The sequence below is a fragment of the Rhodococcus aerolatus genome, from assembly GCF_054783215.1.
Genome location: NZ_BAAGQZ010000018.1, coordinates 112478 through 134543 on the forward strand (window position 1 = coordinate 112478; position 22066 = coordinate 134543).

Consider the following 22066-nt stretch of genomic DNA (forward strand, 5'->3'; position numbering starts at 1 on the left):
GATCCGCGCCCGGGGCCGCCTGCCCGGTCCAGGGGCGGAGGAGTGGGCCGGGACGTCCCGACGGCCGCGCCCCGGGGGCTCAGCCGGCGGGGGTGGCGGCGGCGGTGCGCAGCTCGTGGCCCTTCGAGGTGAGGCAGCGGCCGCTGCGCAGGTCCCAGGACCAGCCGTGCAGGTCGCAGGTCATGGTCGCGCCCTCGACGACCCCGAACTTGGACAGGTCGGCCTTGAGGTGCGGGCAGCGGCGCTGGATCTCGTAGGCCTGGCCGTCGTCGTCGCGCACGGTGATCGAGGCGGAGTCGTCGTGCGCCTCGGCGAACCAGCCGTCCGCGTAGGCCATCCGCTCGTCGGTCAGGCACTTGAAGAACGTGTAGACGTACTCGTTGTACCCACCGATGCGCCACGCCCGGAACCGGGTCGACAGGAAGATCGAGTTCACCCAGTCCGGCTCGCCGTCGCGCAGCACGGTGCGCACCAGGCCGGGGGCGATGGCGAAGCCGTAGCGGGGCTTGTCGTCCGCGGCGAGCGGCCGCACCACCCGGTTGGGGAAGTCGACGACGAGCTGCTCCTCGCCCAGGTCGAGCTGCAGCGGCCCGCCGATCCCCGCGCAGATCTGGTCGGCCACGGCCAGCACGGGCTCGAACAGGGCCTTGAGCGCAGGCAGCAGCGGCTCGCCCTCGTCGGGCGCCCAGGACGCCTTGGCCGCGGCCAGCACGGGGCGCTGCCGCTGGGCGAACGCCTCCAGGTAGGCGGCCTTGTCGGTGAACATGGCCTCGACCTGCGCCTCGGGCACCGGGTGGGTCAGCCTCGGCTGCTGCGCCCCGTGGAACTCGGCCTCGGTGCCCGGCACCATCAGCAGCCCGTTCTCGGCCCCGTTGCGGCGCAGCTGGTCGAGGAACACCCACTGGTCCGGGAAGATGTTCGCCGGGTCGCCGTGGTCGTCGTTCAGCGAGCGCAGCGCGTCGTCGAGGAACGCCGGCGGGCCCGCGCTGGGCACCACCCAGGAGGCGCCGACCTGCTCGACGTAGCGCCGGGCCCGGTCCATCTGCCGCTGCCGCTTCTGGGTGCCGAACGCGACCTTCGCCCGCTCGGGCATGTCGTAGACCATCGGGTACCAGATGGCCCCGGAGTACTGCAGCAGGTGCACGTCGACCCGGCCGAAGGCGTCGAACACCGGGTCGAGGTCCACCGGGCGGGAGTCGTTCATGTTGAACAGCACGGTCTCGCCGTCGTCGACGACCAGCCCGGAGTCCCCGATCGGGCCGTCGGCGGGCGCCCGCAGCGCGACGATCATCACGTCGATGCTCGCGCCGTCGCGGCCGGTGACGGTCTGCTTCACCGAGGTCTGCGTCTCGACGAAGTCGTGGAAGCCCAAGGCCTCCAGCTCGCGGCGCAGGTCCTCCACCGGGTAGTCCGGCAGCAGCACCCGGGCGTCCTTGCTGACGTGCTTCGCGAGCAGCTCGGGGTCGAAGTGGTCCTTGTGCAGGTGGGAGACGTAGAGGAAGTCGCACGCCCCCAGGGCGTCCCAGTCCAGGGCGGTGTTGTCGGGGAACGGGAACCACGAGGCGAAGTACGCCGGGTTCACCCACGGGTCGCAGAGGATCGTCCCGGCCGCGGTCTCGATGTGGAACCCCGCGTGACCGACCGCTGTGACCTGCACCCTGTGAGCTCCCTGCCGTGACGCCGCTGCTGGACCCTCCCAGGGTAGAGCGGCGACGCGGACCCGACCGCGCGGGCAGGGCGACTAGCGTCACCTCCCGTGGAGCCTGTCTACCGCTCGGTCATCGGTACCGCCCAGGTGCTGTTCGCGTTCCAGGGGCTGCGGTTCACCGTCACCGGGAGCGAGAACATCCCGCTCACGGGCGGGGCCGTGGTGGCGATGAACCACGTCGGGTACTTCGACTTCACCTACGCCGGCCTGGCGGCGCTGCCCCGCAAGCGGCTGGTGCGGTTCATGGCCAAGGCGGAGGTGTTCGACCACCCCGTCGCGGGCCCGCTGATGCGCGGCATGCACCACATCCCCGTCGACCGCAGCGCCGGGGCCGCGTCGTTCCGCGCCGCGGTGGAGGACCTGCGCGCCGGCGAGATCGTCGGGGTGTTCCCCGAGGCCACGATCAGCCGCAGCTTCGAGCTCAAGGAGTTCAAGACCGGTGCGGCGCGCATGGCGCTCGACGCCGACGTGCCCGTGCTGCCGATGATCATCTGGGGCTCGCAGCGGGTGTGGACCAAGGACCACCCCAAGCGGCTCGGCCGCACCCGCACCCCCATCCACGTCTCCGTCGGAGCCCCGGTCGCCCCCGAGGGCACGCCCGACGAGCTCATGGCGGTGGTGCGCGGACGCATGCAGAGCCAGCTCGAGGCGGTGCAGCAGGCCTACCCCGACGCCCCGGCCGGGGCGCACTGGCTGCCGGCCCGCCTGGGCGGCGGCGCGCCCACCCCCGAGCAGGCCGTCGTGCTCGAGCGGGAGGAGACCAAGGCCCGGGTGGCCCGGCGCCGGGAGAAGGTGGCCGAGCTCAAGCGCAAGGGCAAGCTGCCCGGCTAGCCCCGGGTGGCCTGGCGCAGCGGGCAGACGAACGGGTCCCGCTCGGAGAGGCCCACGCGGTTGAGGTAGGCCACCACCACGCCGTAGGACTGCCACAGCCCCATCTCCAGGTACGGCACACCGCGCTCGGCGCAGTGCGCCCGCACCAGCGGCTGCAGCGCCCGCAGGTTGGGCCGCGGCATCGACGGGAACAGGTGGTGCTCGACCTGGTAGTTCAGCCCGCCGAGGGCGAAGTCGGTGACGGCCCCGCCGCGCACGTTGCGGCTGGTGAGCACCTGGCGGCGCAGGAAGTCGATCCGGGCGTCGGGCGGGACGATGGGCATGCCCTTGTGGTTGGGCGCGAAGGAGCCGCCAAGCAGCACCCCGAACACGGCCAGCTGCAGCACGGTGAACGCGACGGCCTTGCCCGGGGGCAGCAGCCAGAACAGCACCCCGAGCCCACCCAGAAGCCGCACCGTGATCGCGCCCAGCTCGAGGCGCCACCACGTCCCGCGGGTGCGCAGCAGGCTGTCGATGCTGGCGTGGTGCAGGGCCAGGCCCTCCAGGGTGAGCAGCGGGAAGAAGAACCAGCCCTGCCGCAGCACCAGCCAGCGCGGCAGCCCGGTGCGGGCGCGGGCGTCGTCGGGGGTGAAGGCCAGCACGCCGTTCGCGATGTCCGGGTCCTTGCCCACCTGGTTGGGGGCGTTGTGGTGCTTGTTGTGCTTGCCCATCCACCAGCTGTAGCTCAGCCCGGCGAGGCCGCAGGACAGGGCCCGGGCGGTCCAGGCGTTGGCCCGCGGGGAGGTGAACATCTGCCGGTGGGCGCCGTCGTGGCCGAGGAAGCCGAGCTGGGAGCTGACCAGGGCGAGGACCGCGGCGGACACCAACACCCACCAGGTGTCGCCGAGCACGGCCACCGACGCCCACACCGCGACGAACGCGGCGACGGTGGCGGCGATGCGGCCGAGGTACCAGCCGCGGCGGCGCTCGAGCAGGCCGGAGGCGCGGACCAGCTTCGACAGGTCGGCGTAGTCGCTGACGTGGCGGTCCCGCACCCGGCCGGGGGCGGTCGGCGCGGCGGCCGGAGCAGCGGTCGGCGGGGAGGTCGGCACGGAGGTCGCAGAGGACATCGGGTGGGGCTCCCGTCGGAGGGCGGCGAGCACAGCACCGGGTTTCTGGCGACGCTGGGGTCTGGGTGGGTGGGGTGCCCAGTGTGCACGGTGGGCGACGACGGCGCGGGACGGCGGACGCTCCCAGCGTCGTCACAGGTCCGGCGGGCACAGTGGGGAGCAGAGCCGTCGGAGACCAGGAGGAGGTGGCCGTGCACCCGGTCCAGGGACGTCAGCGCGCCCGGTGGGTGACGCGCGCGCTGGTGGCCGCGTCGGTGGTCGGCGCGGGCGTCGCGTCGGTGGCGGCGTGGACGGGCACCGCGCCCACGGTCGCGGGGAACGCAGCCACGTCGGGGGCGGGCCAGGACGAGCAGACGCCGGGCACCCAGACGCCGAGCACCCAGGCACCCGGCACGCAGCTCTCCCCCGGCGGCGGGGGCCGCTCGCACTCCCACTCGTCGGGCTCCTGAGCGGGCCTCAGCGGGGCTCGGCCGCCACGGCCTCCAGCACGTCGACGGTGCCGGTGAACACCCCGTCGTCCCCGCCGCGGGGGTGGTGGACGACGACGTCGGTGAACCCGAGGTCACCCGCCCGGCCCACGGCGTCGCGGTAGGCCTCCAGCGAGCTCAGCGAGTACCGCGGCGCGGAGTCGAGGTTCAGGTGGCGGTCCAGCGCCCGGCCCCCGGCGAGGTCGTCGAACCGGGCCGCCAGCTCACCCACCCCGCGCCACCAGCCGTCGAGGTCGTCCGCCGCGGCGGGCCCGGTGGTGGCCCAGCCGGCGCCGTGCTCCAGCGCCACCCGCATGGCGCGGGGGCCGTTGGCGGCCAGAACGAACGGCACGCGGGGGGTCTGCACGCAGCCGGGGACCATCCGCGCGTCCACCGCGCTGAAGCGCTCGCCGCGACGGGTCGTCACCGGCTCGCGGAGCAGCTCGTCGAGCAGGTCGGTGAACTCGGCCAGCCGGTCCACCCGCTCCCGGGCGGGCAGCATCTCCCCGCCGAGCACCTCCGCGTCGAAGCCGGTGCCGCCCGCGCCGAGCCCGAGCGTCAGCCGGCCCCCGCTGAGGTCGTCGAGGGTCATGACCTCCTTGGCGAAGGTCACCGGGTGGCGGAAGTTCGGCGAGGCCACCCAGGTGCCGAGGCGTACCCGGGAGGTGACCAGTGCGGCGGCGGCCAGCACCGGGACGGTGCCGAACCACGGCTGCGCCGCGAGCGAGCGCCACGACAGGTGGTCGTAGGTCCAGGCGTGGTCGAAGCCCAGGTCCTCCACGCGGCGCCACTGCTGCGCCGCACCGCCCTCGCCGTGCCAGCGCGACTGCGGCAGGACGACGACCCCGACCCTCACCCGGCCTGCTGTGGACGGGACCTCGCGCCCTGGCGGCAGTGGTCACGCACGGTCTACTCCGCCCGGACGACCACCGCGTACGAGCCCACGCCGAGCAGCCGCGCACCGCCGATGCTCTGGTCGTCGAGCACGAGGTTCTCGATGGCGCCGGACTCGTGGTCGAACTCGACGTCCTTGACCTTGCCGAGGTCGGCGCCGCGGCTGGTGAGCACGCGCTTGCCGAGGACGTGGTGGTCCTTGCCGGTGAGCGCCCCCACCGTCTCGTCCGGGCTGCCGATCACGCCGGCGTTGGCGACGGTCACGGCGTCGTCACCGAAGGCGGTGATGTCCGACCAGCGCAGCGTGTCGCCGTCCTCGGTCTTCTTGCACAGCACGGCGACGACGGACCGCGAGGACGGGTCGACGACGAACTCGCTGATCTTGCCGACCGTGTCCGCGGTCGACGTGCTGACGACCTTGCGGCCCTTGGCGTCGGAGAACAGGGTCATCACTTGCCTCCCAGCTGCGCGCGGAACGCCTCGACCGAGGCGCCGAAGCCGGCGAGGTCGTGGCCGACGAAGTCCTTCGCGCTGGTGGGCACCATGAGGTGCTCCTTCGACGCGGAGAGGGTGTCCGGCAGCGGGATGAGCACCTTGGCGCCCTTGTTGCCCAGCGCCTCGGACGACTCGATCTCGTAGCCGACGACGTCGGCCCGCCCGCCGGGGGAGTCGGGCACCTCGACGATGACGTCGACGACCGTGCCCAGGTCCTGGCCGGAGTCGGTGAGCACCTGCGAGCCCAGCACGTCGCCCCCCGACCCGCCCGAGGACGCGGAGCGGTCGAACAGCTCCTGGTTGGCCACCAGGGCCTCCTCGGACTCGATCATCACCGCGTCGCCCCCGAGGCCGGCCACGTTCTGCCACGGCAGCGAGGACTTCAGCGGTCCGGCGAACAGGCCGCGGCCGGCGAGGGTGAACCCGCCGAGCTCGCCGCCGCCGGCGGAGTAGACGAGGTCCTTGACCTGGGCCACGTCCTCGCCCGCGAAGGTGACGACGGGACGCTTGGTGATCTCCGAGGAGCGCAGCAGGTAGCTCACGCGCCCGACCCCGTCCCGGGCTTCCCGCCACCGGACGGGTCGATGATGACCCCGCCGGAGCGCCGCTTGGCCTGCACGGCGAGGACGGCGCCGACGAGCACCGCGATCACCACCAGGACGACGATGAGCCAACCCCACCACTGCATCTGCGGACCCTCTCGGACGGCTCGGGACTGACGAGCGGGAGTCGGCAGCCGGAACCGTGACCCGCGGGGCCGAACCTACCGGCCCCGGGCCCCCCGGGGCACGGGGAGGACGGGCCGCGGACCTGGCCCGGACGCCGCGCGGGCGGGGCGGGCAGGATGACCGGCGTGGAGACCCCCGCCCTCGTGGCCAGCGACGTCGACGGCACCCTGCTCGACGCCCACGAGGCGGTGACGCCCCGCACCCGGGCGGCCGTGCACGCCGTGGTCGCGGCGGGGGTGCCGTTCGTGCTGGTCACGGGCCGCCCGCCGCGCTGGGTGCCGCCGGTGACCAGCCAGCTGGGCCTGTCCCCGTTGGCGGTGTGCGCGAACGGGGCGGTGCTCTACGACTCCGCGGCCGACGAGGTGCTGCACGCCGAGACCGTGGGGGTGGCGCTGCTGGCCGAGGTCGCCGCCGTCGCGCTGCGCGTGCTGCCCGGCGCCGGGCTCGCCGCGGAGCGCGTCGGGCGCAGCGCGCACGACTCCGCCACCCCGCAGTTCGTCTCGGCCCCCGGCTACGCCCACGCCTGGTTGAACCCCGACCACGTCGAGGTCGGGGCGGGCGAGCTGCTCGACGCGCCCGCCGTGAAGCTGCTGGTGCGGCTGCCGGGCACCACGTCGAGCGAGATGGCCGCACGGCTGGTTCCCGAGCTGGGCGGGGTGGTCGACCTGACCTACTCGACGGAGAACGGCCTGGTCGAGCTGGCCGCGCCCGGGGTGACCAAGGCCAGCGGGCTGGCCCGCGTCGCCGCCCGGCTCGGCGCGGCGCAGGCGGGCGTCATCGCGTTCGGCGACATGCCCAACGACGTGCCGATGCTGGGCTGGGCCGGGCACGGGGTGGCCATGGGCAACGCCCACCCGCGGGCCCTGGAGGTGGCCGACGAGGTCGCCCCGCCGCACACCGAGGACGGTGTCGCGACCGTCCTGGAGCGCTTCTGGGCCTGACGGCGCCGCAGGTCGGGTCCGTTACCCTCGGGCGTCGTGAGCTCCCCCCACGCCGACCCGTCCGCCAGCCCGAGCGTCGACCTCGTCGTCGTGGGCTCCGGGTTCTTCGGGCTCACCATCGCCGAGCGGGCCGCGGCCGAGGCGGGCAAGCGGGTGCTGGTGCTCGACCGCCGGCCCCACATCGGCGGCAACGCCTACTCCGAGCCGGAGCCCGAGACCGGCATCGAGATCCACAAGTACGGCGCGCACCTCTTCCACACCTCCAACGAGCGGGTGTGGGAGTACGTCAACCGGTTCACCGACTTCACCGGCTACACCCACCGGGTGTTCACGATCTTCGACGACCAGACGTACTCGATGCCGGTGAACCTGGCCACGATGTGCTCCTACTTCGGCCGGTCGCTGAGCCCGCAGGCCGCCCGCGAGCTCGTCGCGGAGCAGGCCGCCGAGGTCGACGGCGCCACGGCCGCGAACTTCGAGGAGAAGGCCGTCTCGCTCGTCGGCCGGCCGCTCTACGAGGCGTTCTTCAAGGGCTACACGGCCAAGCAGTGGCAGACCGACCCCACCGAGCTGCCCGCGGCCATCGTCACCCGGCTCCCGGTGCGCTACACGTTCGACAACCGCTACTTCAACGACACCCACGAGGGCCTGCCCGTCGACGGCTACACCGCGTGGCTGGAGAACATGGCCGCCCACGAGAACATCGAGGTGCGCCTGGGCACCGACTGGTTCGACGTGCGCGACGAGGTGCTCGCGGCGAACCCGGGCGTGCCCGTCGTCTACACCGGCCCGCTGGACGCCTACTTCGGCAACGTCGAGGGCGAGCTGGGCTGGCGCACCCTGGACTTCGAGCAGGAGGTGCTGCCCGTCGGGGACTACCAGGGCACGCCGGTGATGAACTACGCCGACACCGAGGTGCCGTTCACCCGCATCCACGAGTTCCGCCACTTCCACCCCGAGCGGGACTACCCGACGGACAAGACGGTGATCATGCGGGAGTACAGCCGCTTCGCCGAGTCGGGCGACGAGCCGTACTACCCCATCAACACCGCCGAGGACCGCGCCAAGGTGACCGTCTACCGGGCCCTGGCCAAGCGCGAGACCGCCGAGAAGGGCGTGCTCTTCGGCGGCCGCCTGGGCACCTACCAGTACCTGGACATGCACATGGCCATCGCCAGCGCGCTGTCGATGTGGGACAACACCCTCGCGCCGCACCTGACCACCGGGGCGCCGCTCGTCGGCGCCACCGACGACTGAAGGACCGACGCGATGACCGCCACCGCCCCCGCCCCCCTCGACGCCACCGACGCGACCGACGACGCCGCCCTGCTGCAGCGGGTGATCCTGCCCCGCGCCGGTGACCCGCTCGACCTGCGCTCGCTCTACCTCGACGAGGACACGACGAACCGGCGCCGCACCCGCGCCCGCAGCCGCACCACCCTGGAGCTGCCCGCGGAGTCCGAGGTCTCCTTCGCCACCTACTTCAACGCGTTCCCGGCCAGCTACTGGCGGCGCTGGTCGGTGCTCGACCACGTGGTGCTGCGGGTCGAGGTCGAGGGCCGCTGCCGCATCGACCTGTACCGCTCCAAGGCCGACGCCACCCAGATCCACGTGGCCGGCGAGGTCGTCGAGACCGACGAGCGCACCACGCGGGAGTACTCGGTCGACCTGGCCCCCTTCGAGGACGGCGGGTGGATCTGGTTCGACGTCACCACCGAGGACGCGCCCGTGGTGCTGCACGCCGCCGGCTGGCACGCCACGGCGCAGCCCGCGGGTCGCGCCGCCGTGGCCGTCGGCATCACCACCTTCAACCGGCCCGACGACTGCGCCGCCGCGCTCGCCGCGCTCGGGGAGGACCCGCTCGTCCGCGACGCTCTGACCGCCGTCATCGTCGCCGACCAGGGCAACCGCAAGGTCGCCGACGCCGCGGGCTTCGCCGAGGCCGCCGATTCGCTGGGCGACCGGCTGCGCATCCACGACCAGCCCAACCTGGGCGGCTCGGGCGGGTTCGCCCGCGGCATGCACGAGGCGCTGACCAGCACCGACTGCGAGCAGGTGCTGCTCATGGACGACGACATCGTCATCGAGCCGGACTCGGTGCTGCGGGCGGTGGCCTTCTCTCGGTACGCGGAGCGGCCGATGCTCGTCGGCGGGCAGATGCTCAACCTGCAGGCCCGCTCGCACCTGCACTCCATGGGCGAGGTCGTCGACCGGGACAAGTTCATGTGGCGCGCGGCGCCCAACGTCACCTACGACCACGACTTCGCCGAGGAGTCCCTGCGCGAGACCTCCTGGCTGCACCGGCGCATCGACGTGGACTACAACGGCTGGTGGATGTGCCTGATCCCCCGGGCGGTCGCCGAGGAGCTGGGCCTGCCGCTGCCGCTGTTCATCAAGTGGGACGACGCGGAGTACGGCCTGCGGGCCGGGCGCGCCGGCTTCCCCACCGCCACGCTGCCCGGGGTCGCGATCTGGCACATGCCGTGGTCGGACAAGGACGACGCGACGGACTGGCAGGCCTACTTCCACCTGCGCAACCGGCTCGTCGCGGCCGCGCTGCACAGCCCGCACCGCCGCGGCGGCGCGATGATCTCCCACAGCCTGAAAAGCACGCTCAAGCACCTGCTGTCGCTGGAGTACTCGACCGTGGCGCTGCAGACCCGGGCGGTGGCGGACTTCCTGGCCGGGCCGGACGCGCTGTTCGGCCAGCTGCCCACCGCCCTGGCCGAGGTGCGCGCCCGCCGCGGCGAGTTCGACGACGGCACCGTCCTCGCCTCGTCGCGCACGCTGCCGCTGCCGTCGATGGACGCGGTCAAGGCCGAGCGGTTCCTCAAGCCGCCCACCAACCCCGTCACCATCGGGGCCACCCTGGCCGCCGGTCTCGTGCACAACGTCATGCCGCCCAAGGACGAGCACCACGAGCGCCCGCAGCTCAACATCGCCGCGCAGGACGCCCGCTGGTTCCTGCTGTCGCGCCTCGACGGCGCCACCGTGGCCACGGCCGACGGGCGCGGCGTCGCCTTCCGCAAGCGCAACCCGAAGACGTTCTGGTCGCTGCTGCAGGCCTCCGTGCGGGCCCACGGCGAGCTCCGCCGCGAGTTCCCGCGGATGCGCAAGGAGTACCGCGCCGGGCTGCCCGCGCTGACCTCGGCGCAGGGGTGGCGCCGGGTCTTCGGCCTCGACGGCTGACCCGTCCCGGCCCGTCGGCGGGGTCGGCGGGGGTGGTGCGGGCGGTAGGCTGCGAGCCGATGTCCACCTCCCCGCCGCACGTCGTGACCCCCCGACCCGACCCGCTCGGCCCCGCCGCGCCCGGCCGCGAGCTGCGCGTCCTGGCCGCGGTCAGCGACCTCACGGCCGGCCGTCCCGGCGTCGTCCGCGGCGCCCGCGGGCTCTCCCACCTCGGGGAGCACGCGCTGGGCTGGATCGCCGCGGGCACCCTCGGCGCGGCCCTGGACGCCCGCCGCCGGCCGCTGTGGGGCCAGGCCGTGCTCGGGGCCGTCGGCGCGCACGGCGTGTCGATCGCGGTCAAGCGCGTGGTGCGCCGCCGCCGGCCCGACCACCCCGCGGTGGCCGTCCGGGTCGGCACCCCCAGCCGGCTGAGCTTCCCGTCCTCGCACGCCACGTCCACCACCGCGGCCGCGGCGCTGCTGGGCGACGCCCTCGGTGCGCCCCCCGGGCTGCTGCCCGCCGTGCTCGTGCCCCCGATGCTGGCCTCCCGGCTGGTGCTGGGCGTGCACTACCCGACCGACGTCCTCGCGGGCGCCGGCCTCGGCTGGGGCGCCGCCACCGCCGTGCGCGCGGCCCGCCGCCGCGGGCTGCTCGGAGGTGACCCGCGATGAGCATCCCCACCCCGGACGCCGTGTCGGAGGACCTCGACCCCGCGCGCGTGCCCCGCTCGCTGCCCGCCGGCCTGCTCAAGGCGGTCCGGCCCCGGCAGTGGGTCAAGAACGTCCTCGTCCTCGCCGCGCCCGTCGCGGCCGGCCAGGTGGGCGACGTCGACGTCCTGCTGGCCTCCCTGGTCGCGTTCGTCGTCTTCTCCATGGCGGCCTCGGGCATCTACCTGGTCAACGACGCGCTGGACGTCGAGGCCGACCGCGCCCACCCGGTGAAGCGCTACCGCCCCATCGCGGCGGGCGTGGTGCCCCGGGGCATGGCCTTCGGGCTGTCGGTCGTGCTGCTCGTCGCGGCCCTGGCGCTGTCGCTGCTGGCCAGCTGGCAGCTGCTCGTCGTCATCGCGGTCTATGAGGCGGTGCAGCTCGCCTACTGCTTCGGCCTCAAGCACCAGGCGGTCCTCGACATCTGCGTGGTGTCCTCGGGGTTCCTGCTGCGCGGCATGGCGGGCGGCGTGGCGGCCGGGATCGTGCTGTCGCAGTGGTTCCTGCTCGTCGCCGCCTTCGGCAGCCTGTTCATGGTCTCCGGCAAGCGCTACGCCGAGCTGCGGGTGGCCGAGGAGACCGGGGCCAAGATCCGCAAGTCCCTGGAGAACTACACGTCGACCTACCTGCGCTTCGTCTGGACGCTCTCGGCCACGACACTGGTGACCAGCTACGGGCTGTGGGCGTTCGAGCTCAACGCGGTCAGCGGCTCGGTGTGGTCGGTGATCTCCATCGTCCCGTTCGTCATCGCCGTGCTGCGCTACGCGGTCGACGTCGACGGCGGGGTGGCGGGCGAGCCGGAGGACATCGCGCTGGGGGACCGGGTGCTGCAGGTGCTGGCGCTCGCGTGGGTGCTGTCGATCGGCATCTCCGTCTACCTGTGAGCCGGGCCCGGCCCGGCGGCGGGGGCGGCACGCGCCGGCCCCGCTACGATCGTTTGGTTTGCGCACCGCAGGCAGATGATCACTCACGATCACTTCTGGCGACCACGGGTGGTCCGAGAGGTGGACCCCGGGTGACCGGGGTGCACCCAACCGAGGAACGGAGCTGGTCGGCGTGAGCAGTCCCGCACGGCGCACGGGCCGGTCGCGCACCTGGTTGTGGGTCGTCCTCGGGGTGCTGGTCCTCGTCGTGCTCGCGGCCGTGCTGCTGCGCCCGGGCACCTCGACCCCGCCCTCGGGCGCGCCCGGCACCAGCACGACCACCGGCGCCCCCGCGCCGACCACCACCACGCCCACCCAGCCGGCCGACTGCCCGGCCGTCGAGGTCCTGCTGGTGCCCGGCACCTACGAGACGTCCGCCACGGCCGACCCGGCGGTGCCCGTCGGCCTGCTCGCCGAGGTGGGCAACGGCCTCGCGGCGCGCTTCCCGGCCGCCCAGGTCACCGAGTACTACGTCCCCTACCCGGCGCAGTTCGGCAACCCCATGCCCTACGAGCAGAGCCGCGCGGCCGGGGTGACCGCGACCCGCACCGAGCTCGAGGCGACCGGGAACCGCTGCCCGCTGACCAAGTTCGCCCTCACCGGGTTCTCCCAGGGCGCCGCGGTCGCCGGCGACGTGGCCACCACCATCGGCAACGGCGGCGGACCCGTCGCGGCCGACCGCGTCGTCGGCGTGGGCCTGGTCGCCGACCCGTACCGCCAGCCCGGTCAGGTCGAGATGCCCGGCCCCGCCCTCGACGGCGTCGGCATCGGCGGGCCGCGGGCGCAGGGCTTCGGCGCGCTCACCGACCGCACGGCCACCCTGTGCGCCCCGGGCGACCTGGTGTGCGACACGCCGCGCGATGCGCTGGCCCCGCAGAACCTGGGTGCCACGCTGGCGCAGCTGGGGGCCTACCTCCGCACCGGCGTGCACTCGAGCTACGGCCGCTTCGACGTCGGCGGGGGCACCACCGGCACGCAGTGGCTGGTGGGCAGGCTCGGTGACGAGGTCGCCGGGGCGGTGTCGTGAGCAGGACCGCGGGACGCGGCGGTGGGCCGTGCTGAGGACAGGAGCGACGACGAGGAATCGGGGCCCCCGGGGGGCCGGTTGTAGCATCCCGCGAGGCCCGCACGCAGTCGTGCGGGGGGCGGGAGGTCCGGACGGGCAGGTCGGGGCGGACCGCCGCGCGCGACGGGGCGCAGCACGGACCGGGGACCACCCGGCCCGACCCACGCGGACACAGGAGGAACGATGACCGGGTTCGAGCAGGCGGACGCCGCAGCCGCCGCCATCGCCGTCGGCACGGTCGTCGACCAGATCGAGCGCACCACCAGCACCTGCGGGGACAAGCCCGCCTATGTGGCCCACGACTACTCCCGCGAGACGGCCGGCGAGACCACGACCGTCACCTTCGCCGAGTTGGGCACCCGGGTGCGCGCGGTCGCCGCGCGGCTGCAGCAGGTGACCACCCCCGGTGACCGGGTCGCGATCCTCGCCCCGCAGGGCGCGGAGTACATCATCGGCTTCTTCGCCGCCATCCACGCCGGCCTCGTCGCCGTCCCGCTGTTCGACCCGTCCGAGCCCGGCCACACCGACCGGCTCACCGCCGTGCTCGCCGACTGCACGCCCGCCGTGGTGCTGACCACCGCCTCGGCCTCACCCGGGGTGCGGGAGTTCTTCAAGGGCCGCCCCGCGGCGCAGCGCCCGCGCAGCATCGCCATCGAGGGCGTGCCGGACTCGCTGGCCGCCTCGTGGTCCGCGCCGGACGTCGCGCCCGACGACGTCGCCTACCTGCAGTACACCTCCGGCTCCACCCGAGTCCCGGCCGGCGTCGAGATCACCCACCGCGCCGTGCTCACCAACGTCGTGCAGATGATCACCTCCTACCGGATCCCGGTCGGCGAGGGGCGCGGCGTCAGCTGGCTGCCGCTGTTCCACGACATGGGCCTGCTCGTGGTCGTCATCGCCGGGGTCGGCGGCATGACCTGCCAGGTGCTCAGCCCGCGCGCCTTCGTGCAACGACCGCTCCGGTGGATCACGCTGCTCGGCGAGGGCAGCGGCGTGGTCGCCGCCGCGCCCGACTTCGGCTTCGACCACGCGGCCAAGCGGGGCCTGCCCAAGGAGGGGGACGACGTCGACCTCTCCGGGGTGCTCGCGCTGATCAACGGCAGCGAGCCCGTGCGCGCGGGCACGCTGGAGCGCTTCCACGCCGCCTTCGCGCCGTACGGCCTGCCCGAGTCCGCGGTGCGGCCGTCCTACGGGATGGCCGAGGCCACCCTGTTCGTCGCGGCCAGCCGGGCGGGCGAGCGCCCGACGGTGCGCACGTTCGACCGCGACGAGATGGCCGCCGGCCGCGTGGTGGCGCTGCCCGCCGACGACCCGCGCGCCACCACCCAGGTGGCCGTCGGGGACGTCTCGCTGGCCCAGCAGGTGCGGATCGTGCACACCGACGAGGCCACCGGGGCGCCGACCGTGCTGGGCGAGGACGCCGTCGGCGAGATCTGGATCGCCGGGGACAACCTGGGCCGCGGCTACTGGGGCCGGCCCGAGGAGACCGAGGAGACGTTCGGCGGGGTGCTGCCCGACGAGCCGGGCACCCGCTGGCTGCGGACCGGTGACCTCGGGGCCGTCGTCGAGGGCCAGCTCTACGTCACCGGCCGGGTCAAGGACCTCATCATCGTCGGCGGGCGCAACCACTACCCGCAGGACGTCGAGTTCTCCGCCGAGCAGGCCAGCGACGTGCTCCGCCCCGGTTTCGTGGCCGCCTTCTCGGTGCCGCCCGAGGCCATGCCCGCCGGGGACGGCGAGGGCGGTCCCGCCGACGACCCGGCCGAGCAGCTCGTCCTGGTGGCCGAGCGGGCCATGGGCAAGGGCAAGGCCGACCCCGAGCCCGTCGTCGCCGCCGTGCGCGCCGCCATCGCCTCCCGCCACGGCATCACCGCCCGCGAGGTCCTCCTCGTCCCGGGCGGGTCCATCCCGCGCACGTCGAGCGGCAAGATCGCCCGCCGCGCGTGCCGGCAGCGCTACCTCGACGGCACCCTCCGGGGCGCCGCGGGGCCGGTGCTGACGCCCCGAGAGCTGGGAGTCCCCACGTGAGCGAGCCGAGCACGTCCGCCGGGCGGTCACCGTCCCTGCCCGAGCCCGTGACCACCGAGGCGCTGTCGACCTGGCTCGGGGACTGGGTCGCGCGGGCCACCGGGGTGCCCCGCGGCGAGGTGACCCGCGACCGCCCGCTCGAGGAGTTCGGGCTGTCCTCCCGCGACACCGTCGGCCTCGCCGGCGAGCTCGAGGAGATGCTGGGGGTCACCCTCTCGGTCACCCTGCTCTGGGAGCACCCGACCATAGCCTCGCTCGCCCGCCGCCTCGTCGAGGGCGAGCCCGAGGTGCCCGCCGAGCGCGAGGCCGACGACGCCCGCGCCGTCGCGGCCCACGACCCCGGCGCCGAGATCGCGGTCGTCGGCGTCGGCACCCGGCTGCCCGGCGGCGTGAGCACCCCCGACGAGCTGTGGCAGCTGCTGGTCACGGGCACCGACGCCGTGGGGCCGATGCCCGAGGGCCGCTGGCAGGCCTTCACCGACGACCACGCCACCGCGGCGCTCGTCGGCCGGACCAACCAGCTCGGCGGGTTCCTCGACGAGGTGGCGGAGTTCGACGCCGAGTTCTTCGGCATCTCCCCGCGCGAGGCCGCCTCGATGGACCCGCAGCAGCGCCTCGTCATGGAGGTCACCTGGGAGGCCATGGAGCACGCCGGGGTCTCCCCGGAGTCGCTGCGCGGCTCGGCCACCGGCGTCTTCGTCGGCGTCTCGACCCACGACTACGGCCTGCTCACCTCCTCGGACCTGGAGAGCGCCGAGGCCTACACCACCACCGGGTCGGCGGGCAGCATCGTCGCCAACCGGCTCTCCTACACCTTCGACCTGCGCGGCCCGTCGATGGCGCTCGACGCGGCCTGCTCGTCGTCGCTGGTCGCCGTGCACCAGGCCATCCGCTCGCTGCGCGCGGGGGAGTGCGACGCCGCCCTCGCCGGCGGGGTGAACCTCATGCTCGCCCCCGCGGTGACGGTCAGCTTCGACCAGGCGGGCGCGCTGTCCACCGACGGGCGCTGCAAGGCCTTCGACGCCGCCGCCGACGGCATCAGCCGCGGCGAGGGCGCGGGCATGGTGGTGCTCAAGCGCCTGGCCGACGCCCAGCGCGACGGTGACCGGGTGCTCGCCGTGCTGGCCGGCTCCGCGGTCAACTCCGACGGGCGCTCCAACGGGCTCACCGCCCCCAACCCCGCCGCCCAGACCGACCTGCTGCGCGCCGCCTACCGCGACGCCGGGGTCCGGCCGTCCGAGGTGGACTACGTCGAGGCCCACGGCACCGGCACCCTGCTGGGCGACCCCATCGAGGCCCGCGCGCTGGGCGCCGTGCTCGGGGCCGGCCGTGAGGTCGACGCCCCGCTGCTGCTGGGCTCGGCCAAGACCAACTTCGGCCACCTCGAGGCCGCGGCGGGCATCGTCGCGCTGATCAAGGTGGTCCTGGCCATGGGCCACGACGCGCTGCCCCCGTCGCTGCACTTCCGCACGCCCAACCCGCACATCCCGTTCGAGGCCGCGCGGCTCGCCGTCGTCACGGAGCCGACCGCCTGGCCCCGGCGCAGCGGCGCCGCGACGGCCGGTGTCTCCGGCTTCGGCTTCGGCGGCACCAACGCCCACCTGGTGGTGCGCGAGGCCCCGCCGGTGCCCGCCGCCGCCGAGCCGGTCCCGCTGGCCGAGCGCGTGCCTGCTGTCGGCGACCCCGTCGGCCCCGTGGTGCTGGTGGTCTCCGGGCAGACCAAGGAGCGGCTGCGCGCCGCCGCGGCCGACCTGGCGGAGTGGCTGACCCGCGAGGGCAAGTCCGAGCCGCTGCCCGCCGTCGGCCGGGCGCTGGCGCGGCGCAGCCAGGGCCGCCACCGCGCGGCGCTGGTCGTCCGCGGCCACGACGACGCCGTGCAGGGCGCGCTCGCCGTCGCCGAGGGCCGCCCCGCCCCGGGCGTCGTCGTGGGCGCGCAGGACACCGGCGCCGGACCGGTGTGGGTGTTCTCCGGCTACGGCTCGCAGTGGCACGGCATGGCCCGGGACCTGCTGGCCGAGGAGCCCGCGTTCGCCGAGGCCTGGCGCGAGCTCGAGGACCTCGTCGTCGACGAGTCCGGCTTCTCGCTGCACGAGCTCGTGCACGGCGACGAGCCCGTCCGCGGCGTCGACACCGTGCAGGTGGTGCTCTACGCCGTGCAGGTCGGCCTGGCCGCGGTGCTGCGCAGCTACGGCGCGGAGCCCACCGCGGTGCTCGGCCACTCCATGGGCGAGGTCGCCGCGGCCGTGGTCTCCGGCGGGCTCTCGCTCGAGGACGGCACACGGGTCATCTGCACCCGCTCCCGGCTGCTGGCCGAGCTGGACTCCCTGGGCCTGGGCGCGATGGGCCTGGTCGGCCTGTCCTCGGCCGAGCTGGCCGAGCAGGCGCACCGCTGGCCCGACGTCTCGGCCGCGGTGCACGCCGCGCCGCAGCAGACCACCGTCGCCGGCGAGCGCGAGCAGGTGCGCGAGCTGGTGGCGTGGGCCGAGTCGCTGGGCCGCACGGCCCGGCTGCTCGACGTCAGCGGCGCCGGGCACACCGAGGCCGTCGACCCGGTGCTCGGCGAGCTGACGGCCGAGCTGGCCGGCCTCGACGTCGCCCCGGCGCGGGTGCCCGTCTTCTCCTCGGTCACCGGGGACGCGGGCAGCGCCGCCGACGAGGGCTGGCAGCACGACGTCGCCTACTGGACCCGCGGCATGCGCCAGCCGGTGCTGTTCGCCGAGACGGTCGGGGAGGCCGTCCGCGCCGGGCACACCACGTTCCTCGAGCTCTCCCCGCACCCGGTGGCCCTGCCCTCGGTCGGTGCCACCGCGGCCGCCGAGGGCGTGGCCGACCCGCTGCTGGTCCCCGCGCAGCGGCGCAACGCCGACGGCAGCGCCCTGGTCCGGGAGGCCCTGGCCCAGCTGTGGGTGCACGGCCACGACGTCGACGTCCGCGCGCTCAACGGCGAGGGCGCCCCCGGCGAGCTGGTCGAGGTCCCGCGCACGCGCTGGCACCGCCGCCACCACTGGACCACCGCCCGGCCGCTCAGCTCGGCCATCCCCACCGTCGGCGTGCACGTCGCGCTGCCCGACGGCCGCCACGTGTGGGAGTCCACCGGCACCACCGACGTCGCCGTGCCCGTGCACGCCGCCGCCGCGCACGTCCTGGGCGCCGACGCCGAGGTGAGCACCCTGGTGCGCCACCAGCCGGCGCCGGGAGCGGGGGTGCCGGTGACGACCGTGCTCACCCCGCACCCCGGCGGCGGGTCCATCCAGGTCCACGCCCACGCCGACGAGGCCACCTGGGTGCTGCTGGCCGAGGCCGTCGTCACCGGGGTGGCCCTCGACCGCGCGTCGGGCGCCGTCACGGTGCGTCCGCACGTCACCAGCACGGGTGCGCCGCAGCCGGTGCCCACGACGAGCGAGGCGGCCGAGCCTGAGGCCGACGCCGAGGCCGACGTGCGGGAGCGGCTGCGCACGATCGTCGCGGAGGTGCTGGGCTACGCCCCCAACCAGCTGCCTGACGACGTGGCGCTCGTCGAGCTCGGCCTCGACTCGATGATGGCCGTGCGGATCAAGAACCGCGTGGAGCACGAGCTGGGCACCCCGCCGATCGTGCTGGAGATGCTGCGCGGCGCCGGGCTGGCCGACCTGCAGCGCCACCTCGTCTCGCTGCTCGCCGGGGACGAGGTCGGCGCGGCCTCGGCCGGCGAGGCGTCCGGGGTGCCGCCGCGCGACGCCGCCGAGCGCTGGGTGGCCGCCCAGTGGTCCGCCGTCGTGGGCTCCCCCGTCGCCGGGGTGACCAGCCCGCTGCCCACGCTGTCGGAGGCCAAGCGGGTCGAGCTCGCCCACGCCCTCGGCGGGCGCTGGGAGGGCTGGGTCGAGCCGTCCGCGCTGGTCGCCGCGACCACGCTGTCCGCGCTGGCCGACGAGGTCCGCCCCTTGATGGAGACCTCGACCGGAGAGCTGGTGCGGGTGCTGCAGGCCCCCGTGGTGGCCCCCGGGGAGCGTGCCGCGGCCCCGCTGTTCGTGGTGCACCCCGCGGGCGGCTCCTGCTCGGTCTACGACCCGCTGATCAAGCTGCTCCCCGCCGACCAGCCCGTGTTCGGCATCGAGCGGCTCGAGGGCCCGCTGGCCGAGCGGGTGGCGGCGTACCTGCCGCTCGTCGTCGAGCACGGCGGCCCGGGGCCGTTCCGGCTCGCCGGGTGGTCCTTCGGCGGGGCGCTGGCCTACGAGCTCGGCCGCCAGCTGACCGCGGCCGGTCACGAGGTCGAGCTGGTCGCCATGCTCGACACCGTGCGCCCGGTGGAGGCGATCCCCGACACCCCGCAGGAGACCCTCGCGCGGTGGAAGCGTTTCGCCGCCTACGTCGAGCGCACCTACGGCCGGGCCGTGCCGCTGCCGGAGGCCGAGCTGCTGGCGGCCGACCCCGACGAGCAGCTGCGGATCATCCTGGGCCTGCTGCAGCAGGCGGCGGGCGGCATCGGCACCGGCATCAGCGCCGGCGTGCTCGAGCACCAGCGCACCTCCTGGGTGGACAACCGCGCCCTGGAGCAGCTGCAGCCCCTGCCCTACGACGGCGAGGTGGTGCTCTACCGCGCCGACGGGATGCACGAGGGGGCGGTGGAGATCGAGCCGCGCTACGCCGAGATCGCGCCGGACGGCGGCTGGTCGGGGGTGTGCCCAGGCCTGGAGGTGGTCCACGTCGGCGGTGACCACCTGCAGGTCATCGACGAGCCCATCATCTCCCGCGTGGCCGCGGACCTGCGCTCCCGGCTGGCCCGCACCCGGGAGGCCGTGCACCTGGGCTGAGCGGGGCGTGTCGTCGCGGCGACCTGCGGCGACACGCCCGGCGGAGGCGGACCCTCGACGACGGATCGAGGGTTACGCTCCGCGGGTCCACCCCGGTCGGCGGCAGGTGGTCCGGGACCGCCCGTGACCCATCCGCTGCTGACTCGTTATCGACACGGCACTACCATGCTGCGAGCGGCGCGCCCGGTGACGCGCCGCACGCCACCACGAGTTCACCGACCGGCAGCGGAGCCGCCCCCCGGGTGGCACCGCACCGCTCCGTCCACCCGGACCGGAGCACCACGACACCGCGCCGGGGAGCGGTGCCGACGAAGGGGAGAACGACACATGCTCGAGGCAGGCCGGGGAACACCCGCCACGCTGTCCGCCCGACTGCGCCGGAAGGTGGTCGGCGTCGCCGCTGCCGCCGTCGTGCTCCCGACGGCCCTGGCGCTGGCCCTGCCCGCCTCGGCCGCCGCCGCACCGGCGCCCGCACCCGCGCAGGTCTCGGCCGACGCCGCCATTCCGTACTCGGTCAGCTGGGTCACGGACCGCCAGCTCGCGCTGACCATCCAGTCGCCGGTGATGCGCGTGCCGATCACGGTCGGCATCCTGCTCCCGCGCACCTGGAACTCGGAGCCGGGCAAGACCTACCCCGCGTTCATGCTGCTCGACGGCTTCCGCGTGCCGGACACCAGCTCGGACTGGTTCAACATGACCGACATCGAGCAGTTCTTCCGCGACAAGGACACGCTCGTCGTCACCGCCTACGGCGGCGAGGGCTCCTTCTACTCCAACTGGGAGACCCCCGACCCCAACGCGGCCGGCACCCAGGGCCAGATGCAGTGGGACACCTTCTGGAACACCGAGCTGCCCCAGGTGCTCAGCCAGAACTTCCGGTTCAACGGCAGCAAGGCCATCGGCGGGCTCTCCATGGGTGGCACGGCGGCCTTCAACTACGCCACGCTGCACCCGGGCACCTACAAGGCCGCGGCGTCGTACTCCGGCTACCTGTCGACCACGTCGCCGTTCTTCCCGCAGCTCATCCAGTACTCGATCTCCTCGAACACGGACCTGAACCCCAACAACCTGTGGGGTGACCCGGCCACCGACCCGGCGTGGCCGCTGCACGACCCGACGGTCCAGGTCACCAACAACACGGCCGCCCGGACCGGGCTGCAGGGCATGTCGCTCTACGTGTCCGCCGGCAACGGTGCCCCCGGCCCCTACGACGGCCCCTCGTTCCTCGGCCTGAGCCCCAACTACGTGGGCCAGCTGCTCGAGATCGCCGCCAACTACTCCAGCCAGCAGTTCACCGGCGCGGCCCAGGCGGCGGGTGTCACCACCGTCAAGACCGACTACTACAACGGCGGCACCCACTCCTGGCCGTACTGGCAGCGCCAGCTGGAGCAGTCATGGCCGCAGATCGGTGCTGCGCTCGGGCTCGACGCGGGCGCCATCCAGGGCACGGGTGGCTGCGCCCAGACGCAGTTCGCGTCGATCGCGCTGGCCCAGGGCCTCGGTAACTGCACCACCCCGCAGTACAACGTCCCCGGCGGGGTGGCGCAGGACTTCTTCAACGGCCGTGCGTTCCTGGCCACGGGTCAGCCGATCACCAGCGCCGGCGCGCTGAAGGGCCGAATCGGGGCGAAGTTCCAGGACCTGGGCGGCACCGGCGGCACCCGCACCAACCCGCTCACCACCGGCCCCGCCAACGTCAACGGCGTGCCGCTGGGCCTGCCCATCACGGGTGAGACGGCCGTCCCGGGTGGCGCCTACAACGACTTCTCGTCGGCCAACACGCACATCTACTGGTCGCCGGCCACGGACGCCCACGAGATCGGGGGTCTCATCTACGACAAGTGGACGTCGCTGGGCCGCCAGGGCGGCGAGCTGGGGTTCCCCGTCACGGACGAATCGGTGCCGAACGGCAGGCCGAACGCCCGCTGGAACGGGTTCCAGGGCGTCGGGGGCGGTCAGATCCTGTTCAGCAACTTCGGCACCTACGAGGTCAAGGGCGCGATCCTGGCCACGTGGCTCGGCACGGGAGGGACCGCTGGCCCCAACGGCCTGCCCACCTCCGATGAGACCCCGGTTGCCAACGGCCTCCGGCAGACCTTCGAGCAGGGTGCGTACACCTTCGTCCTGCCGAACGGCCCGGTCGTCCCCAGCTGACGACCGGCTGACCAGCAGCACCCAGCACGTCCCGGCGGGGGCGGCACCGGACTCCCG

The 22066-nt window shown here is 74.5% G+C and carries 17 protein-coding genes; 10 read left to right on the forward strand and 7 right to left on the reverse strand.

Annotated features, from left to right (window positions below; genetic code table 11):
* Positions 1-79: 79 nt before the first annotated feature.
* The gene (locus tag ACYVOF_RS08025; protein ID WP_460865397.1) at positions 80-1657 is read right to left on the reverse strand and encodes a Rieske 2Fe-2S domain-containing protein; all 1578 of its coding nucleotides are present in this window, start codon (positions 1655-1657) and stop codon (positions 80-82) included.
* A 99-nt stretch (positions 1658-1756) separates the two neighbouring features.
* On the opposite strand from ACYVOF_RS08025, the gene ACYVOF_RS08030 reads away from it, so the two are divergent.
* Positions 1757-2539 (forward strand): lysophospholipid acyltransferase family protein, encoded by a 783-nt coding sequence (locus ACYVOF_RS08030; protein ID WP_460865399.1) that lies wholly within the window; start codon positions 1757-1759, stop codon positions 2537-2539.
* Here the strand turns inward: ACYVOF_RS08030 and ACYVOF_RS08035 are convergent.
* From ACYVOF_RS08035 to ACYVOF_RS08060, 6 genes are all read right to left on the reverse strand, one after another.
* Positions 2536-3648: a fatty acid desaturase family protein gene (locus ACYVOF_RS08035; RefSeq protein WP_460865401.1), complete on the reverse strand. Its 1113-nt coding sequence runs from the start codon at positions 3646-3648 to the stop codon at positions 2536-2538. The two genes, ACYVOF_RS08030 and ACYVOF_RS08035, sit on opposite strands and share 4 nt — an antisense overlap.
* A gap of 211 nt (positions 3649-3859) precedes the next feature.
* The gene (locus ACYVOF_RS08040; RefSeq protein ID WP_460865402.1) at positions 3860-4042 is read right to left on the reverse strand and encodes a hypothetical protein; all 183 of its coding nucleotides are present in this window, start codon (positions 4040-4042) and stop codon (positions 3860-3862) included.
* A gap of 62 nt (positions 4043-4104) precedes the next feature.
* Positions 4105-4971, reverse strand: a complete 867-nt coding sequence (locus tag ACYVOF_RS08045; RefSeq protein WP_460865404.1) for an LLM class flavin-dependent oxidoreductase — start codon at positions 4969-4971, stop codon at positions 4105-4107.
* Between the two features lie 53 nt (positions 4972-5024).
* A complete protein-coding gene (locus ACYVOF_RS08050; RefSeq protein ID WP_460865405.1) occupies positions 5025-5459 on the reverse strand; it encodes a PRC-barrel domain-containing protein in 435 nt (144 codons plus the stop codon).
* Positions 5459-6046 carry a PRC-barrel domain-containing protein gene (locus tag ACYVOF_RS08055; RefSeq protein WP_460865407.1) on the reverse strand — a complete coding sequence of 196 codons (588 nt, stop codon included), beginning with the start codon at positions 6044-6046 and terminating at the stop codon, positions 5459-5461. The genes ACYVOF_RS08050 and ACYVOF_RS08055 overlap by 1 nt, the downstream gene beginning before the upstream one ends.
* Entirely contained in the window at positions 6043-6192 is a 150-nt protein-coding gene (locus tag ACYVOF_RS08060) for a hypothetical protein (protein ID WP_460865409.1), read from the reverse strand. The genes ACYVOF_RS08055 and ACYVOF_RS08060 overlap by 4 nt, the downstream gene beginning before the upstream one ends.
* 156 nt (positions 6193-6348) lie before the next feature.
* Here ACYVOF_RS08060 and ACYVOF_RS08065 point away from each other — a divergent pair, with 156 nt between their 5' ends.
* The 9 genes from ACYVOF_RS08065 to ACYVOF_RS08105 all read left to right on the forward strand — a co-directional run bounded on the left by ACYVOF_RS08065 (position 6349) and on the right by ACYVOF_RS08105 (position 22009).
* Positions 6349-7173 carry an HAD family hydrolase gene (locus tag ACYVOF_RS08065; RefSeq protein WP_460865411.1) on the forward strand — a complete coding sequence of 275 codons (825 nt, stop codon included), beginning with the start codon at positions 6349-6351 and terminating at the stop codon, positions 7171-7173.
* Between the two features lie 36 nt (positions 7174-7209).
* A complete protein-coding gene (gene glf, locus ACYVOF_RS08070) occupies positions 7210-8430 on the forward strand; it encodes a UDP-galactopyranose mutase (protein ID WP_460865412.1) in 1221 nt (406 codons plus the stop codon).
* Between the two features lie 12 nt (positions 8431-8442).
* Positions 8443-10362, forward strand: coding sequence for a glycosyltransferase (locus ACYVOF_RS08075; RefSeq protein ID WP_460865414.1), 1920 nt, complete (start codon positions 8443-8445; stop codon positions 10360-10362).
* 59 nt (positions 10363-10421) lie between these two features.
* Positions 10422-11012: a phosphatase PAP2 family protein gene (locus ACYVOF_RS08080; RefSeq protein WP_460865417.1), complete on the forward strand. Its 591-nt coding sequence runs from the start codon at positions 10422-10424 to the stop codon at positions 11010-11012.
* A complete protein-coding gene (locus tag ACYVOF_RS08085; protein WP_460865418.1) occupies positions 11009-11932 on the forward strand; it encodes a decaprenyl-phosphate phosphoribosyltransferase in 924 nt (307 codons plus the stop codon). Before ACYVOF_RS08080 ends, ACYVOF_RS08085 begins: the two co-directional genes overlap by 4 nt.
* 172 nt (positions 11933-12104) lie before the next feature.
* Positions 12105-12998, forward strand: a complete 894-nt coding sequence (locus ACYVOF_RS08090; RefSeq protein WP_460865420.1) for a cutinase family protein — start codon at positions 12105-12107, stop codon at positions 12996-12998.
* Between the two features lie 222 nt (positions 12999-13220).
* On the forward strand, positions 13221-15065 hold the full coding sequence (locus ACYVOF_RS08095) for an AMP-binding protein (protein WP_460865422.1): 1845 nt from the start codon (positions 13221-13223) through the stop codon (positions 15063-15065).
* Positions 15062-19855: a beta-ketoacyl synthase N-terminal-like domain-containing protein gene (locus ACYVOF_RS08100; RefSeq protein ID WP_460865423.1), complete on the forward strand. Its 4794-nt coding sequence runs from the start codon at positions 15062-15064 to the stop codon at positions 19853-19855. Before ACYVOF_RS08095 ends, ACYVOF_RS08100 begins: the two co-directional genes overlap by 4 nt.
* 327 nt (positions 19856-20182) lie before the next feature.
* A complete protein-coding gene (locus ACYVOF_RS08105; RefSeq protein ID WP_460865425.1) occupies positions 20183-22009 on the forward strand; it encodes an alpha/beta hydrolase-fold protein in 1827 nt (608 codons plus the stop codon).
* The last annotated feature ends 57 nt before the right edge of the window (positions 22010-22066 follow it).

Coding starts and splice junctions, on each gene's coding strand:
- ACYVOF_RS08105 (WP_460865425.1), top strand. CDS start 20,183: ATGCTCGAGGCAGGCCGGGGAACACCCGCCACGCTGTCCGCCCGACTG.
- ACYVOF_RS08050 (WP_460865405.1), bottom strand. CDS start 5,459: ATGACCCTGTTCTCCGACGCCAAGGGCCGCAAGGTCGTCAGCACGTCG.
- ACYVOF_RS08065 (WP_460865411.1), top strand. CDS start 6,349: ATGACCGGCGTGGAGACCCCCGCCCTCGTGGCCAGCGACGTCGACGGC.
- ACYVOF_RS08080 (WP_460865417.1), top strand. CDS start 10,422: ATGTCCACCTCCCCGCCGCACGTCGTGACCCCCCGACCCGACCCGCTC.
- ACYVOF_RS08060 (WP_460865409.1), bottom strand. CDS start 6,192: ATGCAGTGGTGGGGTTGGCTCATCGTCGTCCTGGTGGTGATCGCGGTG.
- ACYVOF_RS08035 (WP_460865401.1), bottom strand. CDS start 3,648: ATGTCCTCTGCGACCTCCGTGCCGACCTCCCCGCCGACCGCTGCTCCG.
- ACYVOF_RS08075 (WP_460865414.1), top strand. CDS start 8,443: ATGACCGCCACCGCCCCCGCCCCCCTCGACGCCACCGACGCGACCGAC.
- ACYVOF_RS08095 (WP_460865422.1), top strand. CDS start 13,221: ATGACCGGGTTCGAGCAGGCGGACGCCGCAGCCGCCGCCATCGCCGTC.
- ACYVOF_RS08085 (WP_460865418.1), top strand. CDS start 11,009: ATGAGCATCCCCACCCCGGACGCCGTGTCGGAGGACCTCGACCCCGCG.